The following is a 17,941-nucleotide window of genomic DNA, read 5'->3' as shown; positions in this document are numbered from 1 at the left end:
GCCGCCGCCATTGCGTTTTGGTTCCGGTGGTGTGACGGGGCAGGTGATCTCATGGGCGCCGTCAACGACTCACAAGGAGATCGACCGTTGGTTGCCAGCAATCTTGTTCTCATCTCCAACGCCGGTGACGTGGGCCGCACGGTCCTCGACCAACTGCGCGCGTGGGACGTGCCCGCGCGGGTGATGGTCCGCCGCGACGACGCGCGTGCGGCCGAGCTGCGTGTGCTCGGCGCGGAGGTCGTCGTCGGAGACCTGACCCGGCCCGAGACCGTCGCCGCCGCGCTGGAGGGTGTCGGGCGGATGTACTTCGCGATGCCCGTGTCGCCGGACCAGCTGCTCGCGGCGACCGTGGTGGCCAGCGTGGCGCGCGAGCAGGGGGAGCTGGACGGCCTGGTCGACATGTCCCAGATGACGGTGTCGCAGATGACCGCCACCAGCACCGGGGAGTCGCACCAGCAGCGGCTGCACTGGCTGTCGGAGCAGGTGCTGGACTGGTCGGGTCTGCCGGTGGTCCACATCCGGCCGACGGCGTTCCTGGACAATCCGCTGTTCACCACACTGGCGGCGCGATCGATCCGGGACAACGGCACGATCGCGCTGCCGTTCGGCACCGGACGCACCTCGCCGGTCGCCGTGGACGACGTCGCCCGCGTCGTCGCCACCGTGCTCCGCGATCCGGCCCCGCACGTCGGGCACGTCTACGAGCTGACCGGGCCACGCACGGTCGACATGACCGAGATGGCCGAGGAGTTCTCACGGGCGCTGGGGCGTCCGGTGTCCTATGTCGACGTGCCGCTCGGCCAGTGGCGGACCGAGGTGCTCGCCGAGGCGGGCCTGCCGCTGCACACCGAACAGCACATCGCCACCATGGCCCGACTGCACCGGGAAAACCGCTACGACCGCGCGTCCGACGACGTCGAACGCGTCACGGGCGTGCCTGCCCGGACGATCGAGGCGTTCGTGGCCGCGCGCAGGGACTTCTACCTGGGCTGAACCCCGCGCACGCCGCGTCTCCGCCGTGATCGGCTGGGCAGGTCCTAGCCGACCTGGTTGTACATCGCGCCCGCCGCCGGCCAGCCCGTGGGCTGGGGCGCGGGTGCCGGTTCCGGCTCGGTGCGGCCCCGTACCTGGGCGGCGGTCAGGCCCCGGTTGCGCAGGCCCGGCATGCCGGTCTGGCCCAGCCCGGCGGCCGGGGCGGGGGCCATGGCGGGCATCGCAGGTGCCTGCGGCGGCGGCTGCATCGACCGTGCCTGCGCCTGGGCCGCCGGTGACGGGGCCTGGGCGACGGCGGGGATCGGCGCCTGCTGTCGTTGCGCTTGAGCCTGTGCGGCCTGGGCCATCTGCGCCATCTGAGCGACCGCGGACATCGGCGGCGCCTGCGGCATCATCTGGGCGGCCGGTTGCATCTGCGGGGCGGGCTGCATCGGGGCCACCCCGGGCATCTGCGCGACGTTGGGCATCTGGGCGACCGCGGGCATGGGCTGCCGCTGCGGCGGGGCAGGCGCGGGCATGCGTGCCGCGGGCTGCTGCTGCGGCATCATCGCGGCGGCCGGAGCAGGGGCGGGGACCAGGCCCGGCATCCCGGTGGGGGCCTGCGCCGGCGCCGGGCCCGGCCAGGTCTGGGCGGGCGGCAGGCTCGGCATCGCGGCGGCCTGCGCGGCCAGTGGCATGCCGACCCCGTTCGTCTCGCTGATCAGACGGTCCACCGCCGCCGTACCCGAGCTGTAGCTGGTCCCTGTGCCCAGCTCGGGTACGGCGGCTCCCCTCCTGGACCCGTAGAGCACCTGTTCCATGCCGGACACCAGGCGACGCACGTCCGTCTCGGGGCGCACTACGAGTCTCAGGAAGCGACTGGACGAGCCGATCTTGTTGCCGCACTCACGGACCAGGATCCGGTGCTCGCTCAGCAGTCGGTCGCGCACGACGGTGCCCTCGGCGCCCACGGGAAGCCGTACGAAGAGGAAGTTGCCCTGGGAGGGATAGACGGTCAGACCGGGGAGCGCCGAGAGCTGGCGGGCCATGTCGAGGCGGTCGCGGCGCACCAGGTGCAGGCTCTCCATGTACTCGGCGCCGTGCTCCTTGAGCATGAACACCACGGTCTCCGCGAAGGAGTTGAGGTTCCACTTGGGCAGCATGGAGCGGATCTTGCCCGCGAGCGCGGGGTTGGCCACGAGATAGCCGAAGCGGATGCCGTGCAGGCCGAAGTTCTTGCCGAGGCTGCGCAGGACGATGACGTTGGGCCGTAGGACGGCCTCTTCCACGACGCTCGGGTCGTTCTCGGCGTCGGCGAACTCCAGGAACGACTCGTCGATGACGATCAGGTCCAGGTCCTGGAGCTGGTCCATGAAGTTGACGACCGCACGGCGGCTGAGGAAGCCGCCGTCGGGGTTGTTCGGGTTGCAGATGACGGCGACACGGGTGCCGCGGGCGCGGATGAACTCGATGTACTGGGCCGGGTCCAGAGCGAAGCCGTTGGACTCCATGAGCGGGAACATGTCGACCCGCTTGCCGGTCTCCATGGGCTGGTCGGTCCAGCGGCCGAAGGTGGGGACGGGGATGGCGAGGGACTCGCGCACGAGCAGGTGGTCGATCCAGGTGATCAGTTCCGTGGAACCGTTGCCCATCGCGACGCAGCTCGGCGGGAGTTGGAGCAGCGCGCACAGCTCGGCCGTGATCGTGTCGGCGCTGCTCGGGTAGTACGTGATGATCTCGCGCAACCGCCCGGCCAGTTCGTCGAACATACCGGGGGTGGGGAAGTACGGGTTGCACGGGATGCAGAAGTCGATCGGGCCGATTCCATCGCTCTCGCGGGCCAGCGCAGCCATCGAGGGGCTGTGCGCCGCAGTGCCGCGGAACAGCGAGGCGACGTTGTCGGCCATGGAACCTCCGGTCTCTGGGTGGCCCGTGCGGGGGAGCACGGGCCGCCCTTTCATACGGAGGCGGAGGAGGCGCCGTTCAACTCGTGGGGATCGAGTAAGGGTTGACTTTTCCAGGCAACCGAAAGGGCCCCGGTGGCGTCACCAGCGGGGCCCCGATGTCACACGGATGTCAGCCGGACGTCACGCGCTGAACGAGTGGACCGTCGTCGTGCGGTACGTCTGCCCAGGTCGCAGCACCGTCGAGGGGAACGACGGGTGGTTCGGCGAGTCCGGGAAGTGCTGGGTCTCCAGGCACATGCCGTCGCCCTGCCGGTAGGTGTGCCCGGAGGGGCCGACCAGGGTGCCGTCCAGGAAGTTGCCCGAGTAGAACTGCACGCCCGGCTGGTCCGTCGCGATCTTCAGGGTGCGGCCGGACTTCGGGTCGCGCAGGGTCGCGATGTGCTCGGGCTTGGCGGTGACGCCCTTGTCGAGGACCCAGTTGTGGTCGAAGCCCTTGGCGGTGACCAGCTGCGGGTGGCCGACACGGATGTCCCGGCCGATCGGCTTGGCCTTGCGGAAGTCGAAGGGGGTGCCCGCGACCTTGGCCAGCTCACCGGTGGGGATCAGCCCCGAGTCGGTGGGCGTGTAGCGGCCCGCGGCCAGGTGCAGCTCGTGGTCGTAGATGCCGCCGCTGCCCTCACCGGCGAGGTTGTAGTACGTGTGGTTGGTGAGGTTGACGACGGTGGCCTTGTCGGTGGTGGCCCGGTAGTCGATGCGCCAGTCGCCGTGCCGGGTGAGGGTGTACGTCACCTGCACCTTCAGCGTGCCCGGGTAGCCCATCTCGCCGTCGACGCTGGTGTAGTGCAGGTGCAGGCCGACGTCGGAGCCCGAGGTGAAGCCCTCGATGTCCCACACCTTGGTGTTGAAACCCTTGGCGCCGCCGTGCAGGCTGTTCACGCCGTCGTTGACGGAGAGCTGGTAGGCCTTGCCGTCCAGGGTGAACCGGCCCTTGGCGATGCGGTTGCCGTAGCGGCCGATCGTCGCCCCGAAGAACGTCGTCCCGGCGACGTACGAGGCGAGGTTGTCGTAGCCGAGGGAGACGTTGGCGTAGCGGCCGTGCCGGTCGGGGATCTCCAGGGACTGGACGATGCCGCCGTAGGAGATGACCTTCAGGCGCGTGCCGCCGTTCTCCAGCGACCAGCGGTAGACCTTGGTGCCGTCGGCGAGCTTGCCGAAGAGCTCCTTCACCGGCTTCCTGCCTCCTGTGCTGGCGTGGGCGGTGCCGACCGTGCCGGCGGCGAGTCCCGCGGCCGCGGCCGCGGCGATGACCGTACGTCTGCTCGTTTCCATTGCGGCTCCTGGTAAAGGGGGGAATCGCTTCCCCGGCCTGTGCGGTGCGTAGTTGTGCGGCATCTTTCTGTTGTTCCTTCGGGGACAGGTTCGGGCTGGAAGCCCGCCGCCTTCGGACTGGTGGGCTGAGTCACGTGCGGCTCCTGCAGTGAAGGAAGCCGAGTCCTGCAAGGAGACGGGGCCCCGCCTGTCGGCGGGGCCCCTGTCGTTTACGAACCGACCTTGCGCTTGTTCCACACGTCGAACCCGACCGCGGCCAGCAGTACCAGACCCTTGATGACCTGCTGCCAGTCGGAGCCGATGCCGACGAGGTTCATACCGTTGTTCAGCACGCCCAGGACGAGACCACCGATGATCGCGCCGAGGACCGTGCCCACGCCACCGCTCATCGACGCACCGCCGATGAACGAGGCCGCGATCGCCTCCAGTTCGAAGTTCAGACCGGCCTTGGGCGAGGCCGCGTTGAAGCGGGCGGCGAAGACCAGACCCGCCAGGGCCGCGAGCATGCCCATGTTCAGGAAGACCAGGAAGGTGACCTTCTTGTCCTTCACACCCGACAGCTTGGCCGCCGGGAGGTTGCCGCCGATCGCGTAGATGTGCCGGCCGATGACCGCGTTGCGCATCAGGTAGCCGAAGCCGGCGACCAGGACGCCGAGGATCAGCAGGACCACCGGGGCGCCCTTGTAGCTGGCGAGCAGCATGGTGACGGTGGCGACGGCGGCGATCAGCGCGACGAGCTTGAGGAGGAAGAGGTTGCGCGGGAGTACGTCGAGGGAGAACTCCGTCTGCCGCTTGCGGTCGCGGGTCTCCTTGACCACCACGAACGCGATCAGCCCGATGCCCAGGAGCAGGGTCAGGTTGTGGTAGTTCGTGTGGGGGCCGACCTCGGGCAGGAAGCTGTTGGCGACCTTCTGCAGACCCTCGGGGAACGGGCCGATCGTCTGGCCCTTGAGGAAGATCTCGGTCAGACCGCGGAAGGTCAGCATGCCCGCCAGGGTCACGATGAACGACGGTATGCCGAGATACGCGATGAGGAACCCTTGCGCGGCGCCCGCGGCGGCGCCCATGGCCAGACACAGCACCAGGGCGATGGGCCAGGAGATGTTGTGGTTGACCATCAGCACGGCTCCCACCGCGCCCACGAACGCCGTCAACGAGCCGACCGACAGGTCGATGTGGCCCGCGATGATGACGAGCATCATGCCGATCGCGAGGATCAGGATGTAGCTGTTCTGCAGCACCAGGTTGGAGACGTTGCGCGGCAGCAGCAGGTCGCCGTTGGTCCACACGGCGAACAGCACCACGATCAGACCGAGGGCGAACAGCATGCCGTACTGCCGCATGTTGCGGCGCATGCCGTCCAGCATCAGCTGAAGCAGGCTCTCGCCCGTGGCCGAGCCGCTCTTGCCGGGCGGCGCCGGGGCCGGCGTCTTGGCGGTCACATCCGTGCTCATCGGGTTACCTCTTTGTCCTTCGTCATCTGGCGCATCAGCGTTTCCTGCGAGGCCTCCGCCCGCGAGAACTCACCCGTCAGCCGTCCTGCGGCCATCGTGTAGATGCGGTCGCACATTCCGAGCAGCTCCGGGAGCTCGGAGGAGATGAAGACGACCGCCTTGCCCTCGGCCGCCAGCTTGTCGATGACCGTGTAGATCTCGAACTTTGCCCCCACGTCGATCCCGCGGGTCGGCTCGTCGAGGATCAGCACCTCGGGGCCCGCGAAGATCCACTTGCTGAGGACGACCTTCTGCTGGTTGCCGCCCGACAGCTTGCCCACCGGCTCGAAGACGGTCGGCGCCTTGATGTTCATGGACTTGCGGTAGCCCTCGGAGACCTGCCGCTCCTCGTGCTCGTCGACGATCCCGCGCTTCGACACCTTGCCCAGGGCACTGAGCGTGATGTTGCGGTTGATGGTGTCGATGAGGTTGAGGCCGTAGTGCTTGCGGTCCTCGGTGACGTACGCGATGCCGTGTCCGACCGCTTCGGAGACGGTCTTGGTACGGATCTCCTTGCCGTCCCGGAGTACCGTGCCGCCCGCGTAGCGGCCGTAGGTGCGTCCGAAGACGTTCATCGCCAGTTCGGTGCGGCCGGCGCCCATGAGTCCCGCGATGCCGACGATCTCGCCGCGCCGTACGGAGATCGACACGTCGTCGACGACCTTGCGCTGCTGGTCGATCGGGTGGAACACGGTCCAGTCGCGGACCTCCAGGGCGGGCGCGGTGCCCTCCTCCGGGTGGTGCGGCGTCCGCTCCGGGAAGCGGTGCTCGAGGTCGCGGCCGACCATGCCGCTGATGATCCGGTCCTCGGTGGTCTCCGGGGCCTTCACGTCGAGGGTCTCGATGGTCCGGCCGTCACGCAGGATCGTCACCGAGTCCGCTACCCGCGCGATCTCGTTCAGCTTGTGGGAAATGATGATCGAGGTGATGCCCTGGTTCTTCAACTCCAGGATGAGATCCAGCAGTTTGCCGCTGTCCTCGTCGTTCAGGGCGGCCGTCGGCTCATCCAGGATGAGCAGCTTCACCTGCTTCGACAGCGCCTTCGCGATCTCCACGAGCTGCTGCTTGCCCACGCCGATGTCGGCGACGCGGGTCTGCGGGTTCTCGTCGAGCCCGACCCGCCGCAGCAGCTCGGAGGCGTGCCGCAGCGTCTCGGTCCAGCTGATGAGCCCGCGGGTGGCGTGCTCGTTGCCGAGGAAGATGTTCTCCGCGATGGAGAGGTAGGGCACCAGCGCCAGTTCCTGGTGGATGATCACGATGCCGCGGTGCTCACTGGCCCTGATGTCCTTGAAGGAGCAGACCTCCCCCTCGAAGAGGATGTCCCCCTCGTAACTCCCGTGCGGGTGAACGCCGGAGAGGACCTTCATCAAGGTCGACTTGCCGGCGCCGTTCTCCCCGCAGATGGCATGGACCTCGCCCTGCTGGACGGTCAGAGTGACGTCCGACAGCGCCTTGACGCCGGGAAAGGTCTTGACGATCGAGCGCATTTCCAGGACGGGTCCCGCCATGGTCGTGCCTTCCAATCACTAGAGGGTGGCGGTTACTTGAGGTCGCTGTCCTTGTAGTAGCCGGTGCCGACCAGTTCCTTCTCGTAGTTGGTCTTGTCGACGCTGACCGGCTGGAGCAGGTAGGCGGGGACGACCTTGGTGCCGTTGTCGTACGTCTTGGTGTCGTTCAGCTCGGGCTTCTTGCCCTTGAGGGCCGCGTCGACCATGCCCGAGGCCACCGTCGCCAGCTTGCGGGTGTCCTTGTAGACGGTCTGCGTCTGCTCGCCCGCGATGATCGACTTCACGGAGGCCAGCTCGGCGTCCTGGCCGGTGACGACCGGCAGCGGCTTGCTCTTGGAGCCGTAGTCGTCCGACTTCAGCGAGGAGAGGATGCCGATGGAGATGCCGTCGTAGGGCGAGAGCACCGCGTCGACCCGGGCGCTCTTGTACGACGAGGTCAGGATGTCGTCCATGCGCCTCTGGGCGGTGCCGCCGTCCCAGCGCAGGGTGGTGACCTGGTTCAGCGCGGTCTGGCCGGACTTGACGTTGAGCTGCTTCTTGTCGATGTACGGCTGCAGGACCTTCATCGCGCCGCCGAAGAAGTACTTCGTGTTGTTGTCGTCGTTCGAGCCGGCGAAGAGCTCGATGTTGAACGGGCCCTTCTTGGAGCCGTCCGCGAGACCGAGCTTCTGCAGGATGTAGTTGCCCTGGAGCTCGCCGACCTTCTCGTTGTCGAACGACGCGTAGTAGTCGACGTTCTTGGTGCCGAGGATCAGTCGGTCGTAGGAGATCACCGGGATCTTCGCGTCGGCGGCCTGCTGGAGCACGTTGTTCATCGACTTGTTGTCGATGGCCGCGATGATCAGGGCCTTCACACCCTGCGTGATCATGTTCTCGATCTGCGAGACCTGGGTGTCGGGGTCGTCCTCGCCGAAGGCCAGCTTGGTCTTGTAGCCCTTCGACTGAAGGTCCTTGACCACGTTGTTTCCGTCGCCGATCCAGCGCTCGGAGGACTTGGTCGGCATCGAGATGCCGATCGTGGCGCCCTTGGTGCTCCCCGAGGAGTCCTTGCTGCCGCCGTCGCTGTTCTGGCCGCAGGCGGTCAGGGTGAGGGCGAGGGAGGCCGCGCCGGCGATGGCGGTGAGAGCGGCTCTGCGGTTACGCATGATCATCATCCTTGATGTCTTGGACCGGCTCGGTCTCGCGTTACGGGGATGCTCCGAGAGCGTTGCGAGGGAAGACCGAGTAGAGGTGTGTGGGATTGTGCGCGGCTGTGTCGGCTTGTGTGAAGGGGGTTTGTGCGAACGTTATGAGGTGGTGTTGAAGCGCGTGAGAGTTCCGGGCAGCCGGGAGCCGAGCGGCGCCATGTCGCCGTCCGCTCCGTGCCGCGCGAGCAGGTCCAGGGCGAGCCTGCCGCGACGCACCCGTTCCTTGGCGGTGTTCAGGGTCAGGTCCCTCAAGTGGTGCCCGTACGGGTAGATTCCGGGGGCTTTGGACAGGCCGAACTTGAGGTACAGCGGTGCGCCGCGCCGGATCAGCTCGGCGACCTCGTACATCCGCACATAGCCTCCGAGGTCGTCGGGAGCCTCGATGTACATGTCCATCGGGGCGGCCGAAACTCGCCGTATCTCGGTGAGATGATCGAGCGTCAGATCGCTCGGCACGTTGATGGAGTCCGCGCCGAGGTTCTCGTACACCGCGTACGAGGCCGGGTTGACCGGACCCACCAGTGCCGAGAGCTTGAGGGTGGTGTCGGCCGGGATGATCCCCGCCGCACGAGCCCGGTGCAGGGTCCACAAGACGCCCTCGTCGGCGACGAGGAGGCACTTGACGCCCAACTCCGTTGCGCGGAGGGCATCTTCGACGCAGCCGGCCACCGCGTCGTGGCCACGGGCCCGCAGACCGCCGCCGCGCGAGTCCGAGCGCACTGAACCGCCGATGTCCCAGGTGCCGCGCGGCCCGGTGAACAGGCAGAGCTCGATGTCTCGTTCACCGGTGGCCTCGACCATCTCGGTGATCTCGGCGTCGGTCAGCATCCAGACACCGCTGCCCTGGCTGATCCGGTGGATCGGTACGTCGAGCCGCGAGGACTCCTTGAGGACCACGGCCAGGGCCTCGGGCCCCTCCACGGAGGGAACCTCGGTGCGCCAACGGCCGCCCCCCGGGAAGGTGTGCGGCGAGGCGTCGGCGGGGGAGAGGGCGGGCGCGCCCAGGCCGAGCGCGGCGAGCGCCTGCTCACCGGGTCGACGGGCTGCCGTAGGGGCGGCGTCGGTCACTGGCTGTCCTTCGTGTTCGAGGGTGGCGCGTACAGATGTGGTGCGGGTGCAGATGTGGTGCGTGTGCAGAGAGGTGGTGCGTGTCCCGGCGCACGGTGCGTGCGCCGGTATGTTCGATATTTCGAACGAGGTTCGCGGCCTTGGGTGTGCGGGGCCTTGGTGGTACGCCGGTACGGAGCCGTCAGGTAACTCCGTACCGGCGTACGGCTCGGGGGACTACGGCTTCAGCAGGACCTTTCCGACCTTGGGATCGCCGGACCCCACCAACTCGATGGCCTGCGGGAACTCGGCGAGCGGCAACTCGTGCGTGACCAGCGGCAACGGGCTGAGCAGCCCGGCCCCGAAGACCCGCACGGTGTGCGCCCAGGCCGCCGGCGGCGCACCGAACACGGTGTGCACCTCCAGCTGACGCACGACGAGATCGGTGGGGTCGAGCCCCTCGGCGCCCGGCGCCGGGATCCCCGTGAGGACCAGACGTCCGCCGCGCCTCAGCAGGGAGGCGGCGGTGTGCGCGGCGGACGCGGACCCGGCGGTCTCGATGACGACGTCGAAGTCGTCGGGGAGTTCCTGGTCCCTCGTACGGAAGTCGGTGGCGCCGAAGTCCCTGGACAGTGCCGCCCGGTCCGGCCGGGTCCCGACGACGAGCAGCTCCGCCGGAGAGTTCGCCTTCAGGAACTGGATCGCGAACATCCCGAGCGTGCCGGTCCCGACCACCGCGACCCGCTCACCGGGCAGGGCGTTCGCCTTCAGCGCGGCGGCCGCGATGCAGGCGGCGGGCTCCAGGAGGGCCGCCGCCGTCAGGTCGGCGTCGTCCGGCAGCACGTGCAGCAGCCGCGCCGGGAGGGTCAGCGTGGTCGCCATCGCGCCCGGCCGGGTGAACCCGGTCTCCTCGTACCCCGCCGTGCACAACGTCGTCTCGCCCGCGTGGCAGCGGTCGCAGACCTGGCAGTTGCGGAACCCCTCGCCGACGACCTTGCGTCCGACGATCGACTCCGGGACCCCGGCCCCGACCGCCTCGACGGTCCCCGACCACTCGTGGCCGGGCGTGAGCGGATATCGGACGTACCCGTCGGGACGGTTGCCCTGGTAGACCTCGCGGTCGCTGCCGCAAATACCCACGGCGTGCACCCGCACCAGGGCCTCACCGGCGCCCGGCCGCACCGGCTCGTGCTCGATCAGCCGGTGCTCGCCCGGCGCCTCGACGACGACCGCGGTGCTCACTGCGACCCCTTGGGCTTGCGCTGCTCCCAGCCGTCGGCCCACAGGTCGAAACGGGCCTGCTGCTGCGGGAACTCGGCCGCCGCGTCGACGTCCAGCTCGACGCCGAGACCGGGCTCGTGGGACAGCTCGAAGTAGCCGTCGACGACCTGCGGGGCGCCCTTCACGACCTTCTTGATCTCCGCGTCCGCGAAGTCGTTGAAGTGTTCGAGGATCTTGAAGTTGGGGGAGGTGAAGCCGACTTGGAGGGAGGCGGCGGTGAGGACGGGGCCACCGACGTTGTGGGGCGCGACGAGGACGTAGTGCGCCTCGGCGGTGGCGGCCAGCTTCCGCGTCTCCCAGATGCCGCCGATGTGACCGACGTCGGGCTGGATGATGTCCACGGCCTGGCTCTCGAAGAGCTCGCGGAACTCGATGCGGTCGTGGATGCGCTCACCGGTCGCGACCGGGATGTCCACCTTGGCGGCGACCTTCTCCAGGGCCTTCAGGTTCTCCGGCGGGACCGGCTCCTCCAGCCACGCGGGCTTGAAGGGCGCGAGCTCGCGGGCGAGCCGGACGGCGGTGGAGGGGGAGAAACGGCCGTGCATCTCCAGCATCAACTCGGCCTCGGGGCCGATCGCGTCGCGCACGGCCTCGATCAGCGAGACGGAGTAGAGCGTCGCCTCGTGGTCGAGCTCGAAGTGCCCGGTCCCGAAGGGGTCGATCTTCAACGCCTTGTACCCGCGCGCCACGACCTCCTGGGCGGCCTTGTGATAGGCCTCCGGAGTTCGCTCGGTCGTGTACCACCCATTGGCGTAGGCCTTGACCCTGTCGGTGACCTTGCCACCGAGCAGCTGCCACACGGGGACGCCGAGCGCCTTGCCCTTGATGTCCCAGCAGGCCATCTCGATGACCGCGATGCCGGACATCACGATCTCGCCGGCGCGCCCGTAGTCGCCGTACTTCATCCGTCGGACGAGGTCCTCGACAGCGAACGGGTCGGAGCCGAGAATGTGATTGGCCTCCGCCTCCCGCAGATAGCCGATCAGTGCGTCGGTGTGGCCCAGCATGCGGGTCTCGCCGACTCCGGTCAGGCCCTCGTCGGTGTGCACCTGGACGTAGGTCAGGTTGCGCCAGGGCGTCCCGACCACGTGTGTGCTGATTCCCGTGATGCGCACGGCAGTTGCCCCCTGTGCTCTTGCGGCTCTTGTTCGAAATTTCGTCACACGTTCGAAATGCTGGCGTGACAGTAAGGACGTGGCCCCGGAGGTGTCAATGGGTCGAACGGAACGATCGGCGGCGGATTTTGCCGGTATGCCTCGGCTCGTCGCGCGCGCGATGGTGCGAACGGGGTGCGGGGCGCGCCGGAACAGGTGGTTCCCCACATAACTTTCACAGCTGTGACTATGAACGTTACCTGTGAGGAACTTAGTCTTCCGGCGTCATGGACTACTGCGACCCGTGCCGACGGCACCTCAACGGCGCCCTTGCCTGCCCGGGGTGCGGCACCTCAGCCGAACAGCTCCGCGCGCATGCGGACCAGACCGACATGCGTGCCGGAACGGGCGCGGGGGCGGTCGATGCCGGTGTCGACTCGTTGTACGAGGGCGACAACGACGACGATGAAGATCCCGATGACGATGACGATGACGATGACGACGAGGACGGCGAGGGGGAGCGGTCCGGACGGGCCGCTGCCCGGCGGCGGAACCGTGGGCGCGGACGGGGCCGGGGCCGGGACTCGGAGGGGCCCGGCGGTGCGAGCCGGCGGGACCGGAAGGCCGCGGCGCATCGTCGGCGGCGGCGTCGGGTGCTGCTCATCGCCGCGGGGTTCGTGCTGGCGGCGGGTGGGCTGAGCCTCGCCGAGCTCGGCATGGACGGGCCGGGGCTGCTGCCGAAACCGGCCGCGGCCGGGGGTGAGCCGGCGGACGGGTCGGCGTCCTCGGATGCCGGCACGGCGCGGCCGATCACCGATGCGGGGGGTTCGTCCGGGGGTACGTCCACCGCGACGGCCTCTCCTGACGCATCGGCGTCTCCCTCCGCTTCCAAGTCCGCCAAGGGTGACAAGTCCAAGGACGACAAGAAGGACACACAGGAGCAGTCGGCGACGACGGGGACCGGTGTGGTGCCGTCCGCGACGTCCGGCCCCGTGTCCTCGACTCCACCGAAGTCGTCCCCCAAGCCGACGGCCGCGCCGACCTCGGCCGCGCCGTCGCCGTCGCCTTCACCTTCGCGGTGCAACCGTTTCCTGTGGTGGTGCACGTAGGGGTTCCGTGGTCTTCTCGGCTGCGGGTGCGTGGGAACTGCGCGACCGGCCCGCAGCGGCCGCGCCCGAAAACTACGGCGTGAGCATTCTCCGCAGGAGGTCCCGGAGGGACAGGCGCTCCTCGGTGGAGAGGGCCGCCAGGGGCTCACGGGCGAAGTTGAGGGCGTCGCGGAGGGAGCGCGCCACACGCCTGCCCTCCTCCGTCGCCGCGGCCAGCTTCACGCGGCGGTCGGACGGGTCGGGGCGCCGCTCGACCAGGCCCCGCGCCTCCAGCCGGTCCACGATCCCGGTCACGTTCGACGGCTCGCACTTCAGCTTCTGGGCGAGCCGCCGCATCGGCAGCGGCTCCAGGGAGAGCAGGCTCAGAAGTCGCGCCTGCGCCCCGGTCAGCGCATGCTCGGCGGCAGCGTCCTCGTACTCCTCGTGATAGCGGGCCACGACCGTGCCGATGAGGTCCACGACCTCGAGGGTCAGCGGGTCGATACGGGTTGTTCTTTGCGTGGCCATGGGCTCCAGGCTACCCCGTTACTTGACATCATGAAATATGGAGGAGCATGGTTGTTTCAGGTACTGAAGTATTAGAGCCGTAGTCGCACGTACCCGCGCACGCACGTAGGAAAGGCACCCCCTCATGACCGAGACCCAGCTCCCCGCCGTCAACCGCGAATGGCACCTGGTCAGCCGCCCGGTCGGCTGGCCGAAGCCCGAGGACTTCGCCCTGGTCGAGGCCGAGGTCCCGCAGCCGGGGGAGGGTCAGATCCTCGTACGGAACGCGTACGTGTCCGTGGACCCGTACATGCGCGGCCGCATGAGCGCCGCCAAGTCCTACGTCGCCCCCTTCGAGCTGGGCAAGGTCATGCAGGGCGGCGCGGTCGGTGAGGTCATCGCCTCCAACGCCGAGGGCGTCGAGGTCGGCGACCACGTCCTGCACTTCTTCGGCTGGCGCGAATTCGCCGTCGTGGACGCCAAGCAGGCCGTCAAGGTGGACCCGCAGGCCGCGCCGCTGTCGACGTACCTCGGTGCCCTCGGCATGACCGGTCTCACCGCCTACGCGGGCCTCCTGCGCACCGCCTCCTTCAAGGAGGGCGACTCCGTCTTCGTCTCCGGCGCCGCCGGCGCGGTCGGCAGCCAGGTCGGGCAGATCGCCAAGCTCAAGGGCGCCTCGCGCGTCATCGGCTCCGCCGGCTCCGACGAGAAGGTCAAGCTGCTCGTCGAGGAGTACGGCTTCGACGCCGCCTTCAACTACAAGAACGGCCCGGTCGGCGAGCAGCTGCGCGCCGCCGCCCCGGACGGCGTCGACGTCTACTTCGACAACGTGGGCGGCGACCACCTGGAGGCGGCCATCGGCTCCCTCAACCGGGGCGGCCGCATCGCCGTCTGCGGCATGATCTCCGTCTACAACAGCACCGAGCCCGTCCCCGGCCCGAAGAACCTCGCCCGCCTCATCCAGACCCGCGGCCGCATCGAGGGCTTCCTGGTCGGCGACCACTACGACCTCCAGGCGCAGTTCGTGCAGGAGGTCGGCGCCTGGATCCGCTCCGGCGAGCTCAAGTACCGCGAGACGGTCGTCGAGGGCATCGAGAACAACCTGGAGGCGTTCTTCGGAGTCCTGCGCGGCGACAACGTCGGCAAGATGATCGTCAAGCTCTGACCCTCCGGTTCTCCGGAGAGGCTGTCGCTGGACTTTCGACATACGGTAACTTCTTTCCGAAACCGTCGTGATCGTGGGCGCGAGTCGCGGCGGGCCAAGGAGGAACGCACCGTATGTCCATCCAGCACTCCGATGTCCTCTACACCGCCGTCGCCACCGCCGAGAACGGTCGCGACGGCCGGGTCGCCACCGACGACGGCAGGCTCGACGTCGTCGTGAACCCGCCCGAGGAGATGGGCGGCAGCGGCGCCGGGACCAACCCGGAACAGCTCTTCGCCGCCGGGTACAGCGCCTGCTTCCAGGGCGCCCTCGGCGTCGTCGCCCGCCAGGAGAACGCAGACGTCTCCGGCTCGACCGTCACCGCGAAGGTCGGCATCGGCAAGAACGAGGACGGGTTCGGGATCATCGTGGAGATCTCCGCGACGATCCCGAACGTCGACGGGGCCACCGCACGGGACCTCCTCGAAAAGGCCCACCAGGTCTGCCCCTACTCGAAGGCGACCCGCGGCAACATCACCGTGACGCTCGTCTGACAGCGCTCGTTGTACACGGCGGAGGCCGCACCCTAGGACGTGGGGTGCGGCCTTCGCCCTGTTGTGGGGGACGGACGGCAGTGTCCTACGAGACGGTCAGCAGCGCCCTTCCCACCTGCGGGAACTCACCCTTCGGATGATCGCGGAAGAGCGGCTCCGTACCGAAGAGCACCGCATGCGGACCGCTGACGACAGCGGCCTGGCCGCCGGCGGCCTCAGGCCCTCCCGTCCCGTCGGCCAGCGGGCGCCAGTGCCCGGAGACGAGCGGATCGCCCGGCGCGTACGCCTGCTCGACACGCACGCCGGGGCCGAGATCGGTGAACCAGACGGGCGCGTAGACGAAGCCGTGGTCGGGCGCGTTCGCGGTGAGCGGTCCGCCCGAATTCACCACCCGCACCACGCCGTTGGCGTCACCGTTGCCCTCCACCGGCCGCACCGCCAGCAGCCCGGCCGCCGAGTTGAGCGCGGCTCCGACGGCTCCGCGGCCGACGAGACCGTGGGTGTGGAGGAAGGTGTCCAGCGCCGTCCGCGCGCCCGCGTTCAAACCGGCGTGGTCGAGTCCCGACGACACGAACAGCACGTCCACCGCGGACCAGTCGAAGCCCGCGTTCAGGACGGCCGTCGACACCGGCACCACGTCGAAGTTCATCTCCCGCAGCGCGAAGAGCTCACCCGGCGTGACGGCCGCGGCGACGCGGACACGGTGCAGGGGTGTTACCGGGCTGCCTTCGGTCGTCCTGGTCTGTCCGGTCGCGTCGAAGGCCACGTCGTACGTACGGGCGAGAGCGGCGGCCCGCGCCCGCGCCGATCCCGGCACGACGACACTGCCGTCCGCGAGCCGCCGTACCGAAACCCCGCTGTCGAGAAGGGAGTTGAGGGCGGCGATCTCCTGCGGGGTGTCGAGACGCAGACGCAGGTCGCCACGCGGGGCGACGTACCCGACCCGCGCGGCGGCTTCGACCCGACGGGTGGCCACGGCCGACAGCCCCCCGCTCCGTACGGGCACGACCGTCGCGCCCCACAACCGTCCCAGGCTCCAGCCCGAGATGTCGTACATCACCGACACCTTGTCACTGATGTTCCGCCCGTCGGCCAGCATCACATTGGCCAGACCGCGTTTGGGCTGGTGCAGGTCGACGACGTACGAGCCCTTCGCGTACGACCGTCCGGCCAGCCGGAAGTCGCGGGTCGCGCGGGTGACACGGACGTCGTTGGCGAGGAGATGGTCGACGAGGCGGGCGGCGGCCGTCGCCGAACGCTGGGCGCCGCCCGCCGGGATCACGTAGGCACGCGGGAAGTCCGTCGTGTAGACGTCCTCGGGACCGATGCCGGGCACCCCCGGCACCGTTTCCGCCGAGACCGGCACCTGGGCCGCGCCCGTCGCGCCGCGCCGGAAGACCTCGATCTGGTCGGCGATGATCGAGGCGCGGTGGGTCCGGGCGTAGGCGAGGGTCGCGCGCATGGCCGCGCCGGCCACGTCCACGTTGATGGCCGACCTGCGCCGGAGTTCGGCCACGGGCAGGGTGTCGTACTCCGAGTTGTTCACCGCCAGCGGGATCTCCACGGTGTGCGCGGCGACCGCGCCGTGGAACGCCTGGTACTGGGGCGTGAAGATCGGCGGCCAGTCGTCCCAGCCCTCCTGCTGGTCACGGAAGGGGATCTGGACGGGCTCGACACCGTCCTTCGCGGGGGTGTAACCGAGGCCGTTGACGGCGGCCTCCATGCCGAGGGCGTTGGCGTAGGTGTTCTTGAGGAAGAGGTCGTACTCGTAGTTCTCGCCGTGCGGCGGGGTCGTCGGCTCGATCAGGGTGCCGTTGACGTACCCGTGCAGGTCGAGCATCACGGCCGGCTGCTTGTCGATGGCGATCTGGCGGATCGCGCGCGCCTCGGGCTGTGAGGCGGTGATGAAGTCCCGGTTCAGGTCGAAGCCGTTGGCGTTGGCGCGGGTGCCCGCGATCCGGCCGTCCGGGTTCGCCGTGATGTTGAAGTAGAGACGGCTGTGGGCGAGGAGGTCGGTCGTCTGCGCGTCCTTCGCGCTCGCGAGCCGCTCGATGAGCTGGAGGGCGGCGTCGGTGCCCTCCCACTCGTTGCCGTGGATGTTGTTGTCGAAGAAGACCGGCGTCTTGTACGAAGCCTTGACGGCCGGGTCCTTCGCCGCCGCCTGCGGCGCGTTCTCGATCAGCTCGCGCATCCGCTCCTGGTCGAGGGATTCGCGGGCGGACTCCGGGGCGGTGACGGTGACCAGGTAGAGCCGGTGACCGCCGGCCGAGCGGCCCGCGACCTCCACGCTGACACGGTCGCCGAGCCGTTGGAGGGCGTTCAGCTTCGGGGCGATGGCGTGGTACGGGGTGAGGCCCAGCTTGATGGACTTGTCCGCCGGGTTCTCCGGGTCGGGGGAGAGGACCTGCTCACGCGGATAGCCACGGCGGGGGGCGGCGAGGCCGGAGTCGGACAGGTCGGTGACGAGGCTGGTGAGGGCGTTGCGGGCGGCGTTCGCCGGGGCTCCGGCGGCACCCGTGGGCTGGTCCGTCCCTTCACGACCCGCCCCTTCACGGACGGGGGGTTCGCGGTCCGCGGTGGCGCTGGGCGGGGCGAGGAGAAGCGATCCGGTCGCGGCGGTGAGGACAGTGGCGATCAGGACGGGTCGCGGTAAGCGCACGCGTCGTACCTCCGGTGGGGGCCTGAGATCGGTACGGGTCGGTAGGGCACGGTTCGGTAGGGCGTACAGGTCGGTAGGGCGAGGTGTACCTGTTCGACTCTTCCTCAACAAGAGGGCCTGGGGGCCACGGTGGCCGCCCCGGACGCCATGGATGCCACGGATGGTGCATCG

General features: G+C 69.1%; 14 protein-coding genes. 4 read left to right on the top strand and 10 right to left on the bottom strand.

The features are described 5' to 3' along the window. The first annotated feature begins 87 nt into the window (after positions 1-87). A complete protein-coding gene (locus AAFF41_RS16770; protein WP_319743951.1) occupies positions 88-993 on the top strand; it encodes an NmrA family NAD(P)-binding protein in 906 nt (301 codons plus the stop codon). 44 nt (positions 994-1,037) lie between these two features. On the opposite strand, the gene AAFF41_RS16765 is transcribed toward AAFF41_RS16770, so the two are convergent. The 8 genes from AAFF41_RS16765 to AAFF41_RS16730 form a co-directional block, all read right to left on the bottom strand. Beyond that, a complete protein-coding gene (locus AAFF41_RS16765; protein ID WP_343324150.1) occupies positions 1,038-2,879 on the bottom strand; it encodes a pyridoxal phosphate-dependent aminotransferase in 1,842 nt (613 codons plus the stop codon). Positions 2,880-3,059: 180 nt separating this feature from the next. After that, positions 3,060-4,208: an aldose epimerase family protein gene (locus tag AAFF41_RS16760; protein WP_097284557.1), complete on the bottom strand. Its 1,149-nt coding sequence runs from the start codon at positions 4,206-4,208 to the stop codon at positions 3,060-3,062. 209 nt (positions 4,209-4,417) lie between these two features. After that, a complete protein-coding gene (mmsB, locus tag AAFF41_RS16755) occupies positions 4,418-5,662 on the bottom strand; it encodes a multiple monosaccharide ABC transporter permease (protein WP_343324149.1) in 1,245 nt (414 codons plus the stop codon). After that, positions 5,659-7,209, bottom strand: coding sequence for a multiple monosaccharide ABC transporter ATP-binding protein (gene mmsA / locus AAFF41_RS16750; RefSeq protein WP_319744517.1), 1,551 nt, complete (start codon positions 7,207-7,209; stop codon positions 5,659-5,661). The genes mmsB and mmsA overlap by 4 nt, the downstream gene beginning before the upstream one ends. Before the next feature lie 32 nt (positions 7,210-7,241). Beyond that, complete coding sequence (chvE, locus tag AAFF41_RS16745) at positions 7,242-8,354, bottom strand: multiple monosaccharide ABC transporter substrate-binding protein (RefSeq protein ID WP_351515909.1); 1,113 nt, start codon at positions 8,352-8,354, stop codon at positions 7,242-7,244. A gap of 141 nt (positions 8,355-8,495) precedes the next feature. Further along, the gene (locus AAFF41_RS16740; RefSeq protein ID WP_054233605.1) at positions 8,496-9,464 is read right to left on the bottom strand and encodes a hypothetical protein; all 969 of its coding nucleotides are present in this window, start codon (positions 9,462-9,464) and stop codon (positions 8,496-8,498) included. 216 nt (positions 9,465-9,680) lie between these two features. Continuing rightward, positions 9,681-10,685, bottom strand: coding sequence for a zinc-dependent alcohol dehydrogenase (locus AAFF41_RS16735; RefSeq protein WP_343324148.1), 1,005 nt, complete (start codon positions 10,683-10,685; stop codon positions 9,681-9,683). Further along, entirely contained in the window at positions 10,682-11,839 is a 1,158-nt protein-coding gene (locus AAFF41_RS16730) for a mandelate racemase/muconate lactonizing enzyme family protein (protein WP_054233607.1), read from the bottom strand. The genes AAFF41_RS16735 and AAFF41_RS16730 overlap by 4 nt, the downstream gene beginning before the upstream one ends. A gap of 266 nt (positions 11,840-12,105) precedes the next feature. On the opposite strand from AAFF41_RS16730, the gene AAFF41_RS51590 reads away from it, so the two are divergent. Beyond that, the gene (locus tag AAFF41_RS51590) at positions 12,106-12,927 is read left to right on the top strand and encodes an SCO2400 family protein (protein ID WP_425526131.1); all 822 of its coding nucleotides are present in this window, start codon (positions 12,106-12,108) and stop codon (positions 12,925-12,927) included. Positions 12,928-12,999: 72 nt separating this feature from the next. On the opposite strand, the gene AAFF41_RS16715 is transcribed toward AAFF41_RS51590, so the two are convergent. Beyond that, positions 13,000-13,434 (bottom strand): MarR family winged helix-turn-helix transcriptional regulator, encoded by a 435-nt coding sequence (locus AAFF41_RS16715; RefSeq protein ID WP_343324147.1) that lies wholly within the window; start codon positions 13,432-13,434, stop codon positions 13,000-13,002. A 124-nt stretch (positions 13,435-13,558) separates the two neighbouring features. Here AAFF41_RS16715 and AAFF41_RS16710 point away from each other — a divergent pair, with 124 nt between their 5' ends. Beyond that, complete coding sequence (locus AAFF41_RS16710) at positions 13,559-14,578, top strand: NADP-dependent oxidoreductase (RefSeq protein ID WP_319743937.1); 1,020 nt, start codon at positions 13,559-13,561, stop codon at positions 14,576-14,578. 113 nt (positions 14,579-14,691) lie between these two features. After that, positions 14,692-15,111, top strand: coding sequence for an organic hydroperoxide resistance protein (locus tag AAFF41_RS16705; RefSeq protein WP_319743934.1), 420 nt, complete (start codon positions 14,692-14,694; stop codon positions 15,109-15,111). An 85-nt stretch (positions 15,112-15,196) separates the two neighbouring features. Here the strand turns inward: AAFF41_RS16705 and AAFF41_RS16700 are convergent, their stop codons facing one another. Next, positions 15,197-17,770, bottom strand: coding sequence for a M14 family zinc carboxypeptidase (locus AAFF41_RS16700; protein WP_319743932.1), 2,574 nt, complete (start codon positions 17,768-17,770; stop codon positions 15,197-15,199). Positions 17,771-17,941: the final 171 nt, after the last annotated feature.

The organism is Streptomyces mirabilis (assembly GCF_039503195.1).
In the GTDB taxonomy this organism is placed as follows: Bacteria; Actinomycetota; Actinomycetes; order Streptomycetales; family Streptomycetaceae; genus Streptomyces; species Streptomyces mirabilis_D.
Note: the sequence above shows the minus strand (reverse complement) of the source record. Positions and strands in the feature narration are given on the sequence as shown.

Bases quoted from the DNA above. Each gene is read 5' to 3' on its own strand.
- AAFF41_RS16765 (WP_343324150.1), bottom strand. From the start codon at position 2,879: ATGGCCGACAACGTCGCCTCGCTGTTCCGCGGCACTGCGGCGCACAGC.
- AAFF41_RS16760 (WP_097284557.1), bottom strand. From the start codon at position 4,208: ATGGAAACGAGCAGACGTACGGTCATCGCCGCGGCCGCGGCCGCGGGA.
- mmsB (WP_343324149.1), bottom strand. From the start codon at position 5,662: ATGAGCACGGATGTGACCGCCAAGACGCCGGCCCCGGCGCCGCCCGGC.
- mmsA (WP_319744517.1), bottom strand. From the start codon at position 7,209: ATGGCGGGACCCGTCCTGGAAATGCGCTCGATCGTCAAGACCTTTCCC.
- chvE (WP_351515909.1), bottom strand. From the start codon at position 8,354: ATGCGTAACCGCAGAGCCGCTCTCACCGCCATCGCCGGCGCGGCCTCC.
- AAFF41_RS51590 (WP_425526131.1), top strand. From the start codon at position 12,106: ATGGACTACTGCGACCCGTGCCGACGGCACCTCAACGGCGCCCTTGCC.
- AAFF41_RS16715 (WP_343324147.1), bottom strand. From the start codon at position 13,434: ATGGCCACGCAAAGAACAACCCGTATCGACCCGCTGACCCTCGAGGTC.
- AAFF41_RS16710 (WP_319743937.1), top strand. From the start codon at position 13,559: ATGACCGAGACCCAGCTCCCCGCCGTCAACCGCGAATGGCACCTGGTC.
- AAFF41_RS16705 (WP_319743934.1), top strand. From the start codon at position 14,692: ATGTCCATCCAGCACTCCGATGTCCTCTACACCGCCGTCGCCACCGCC.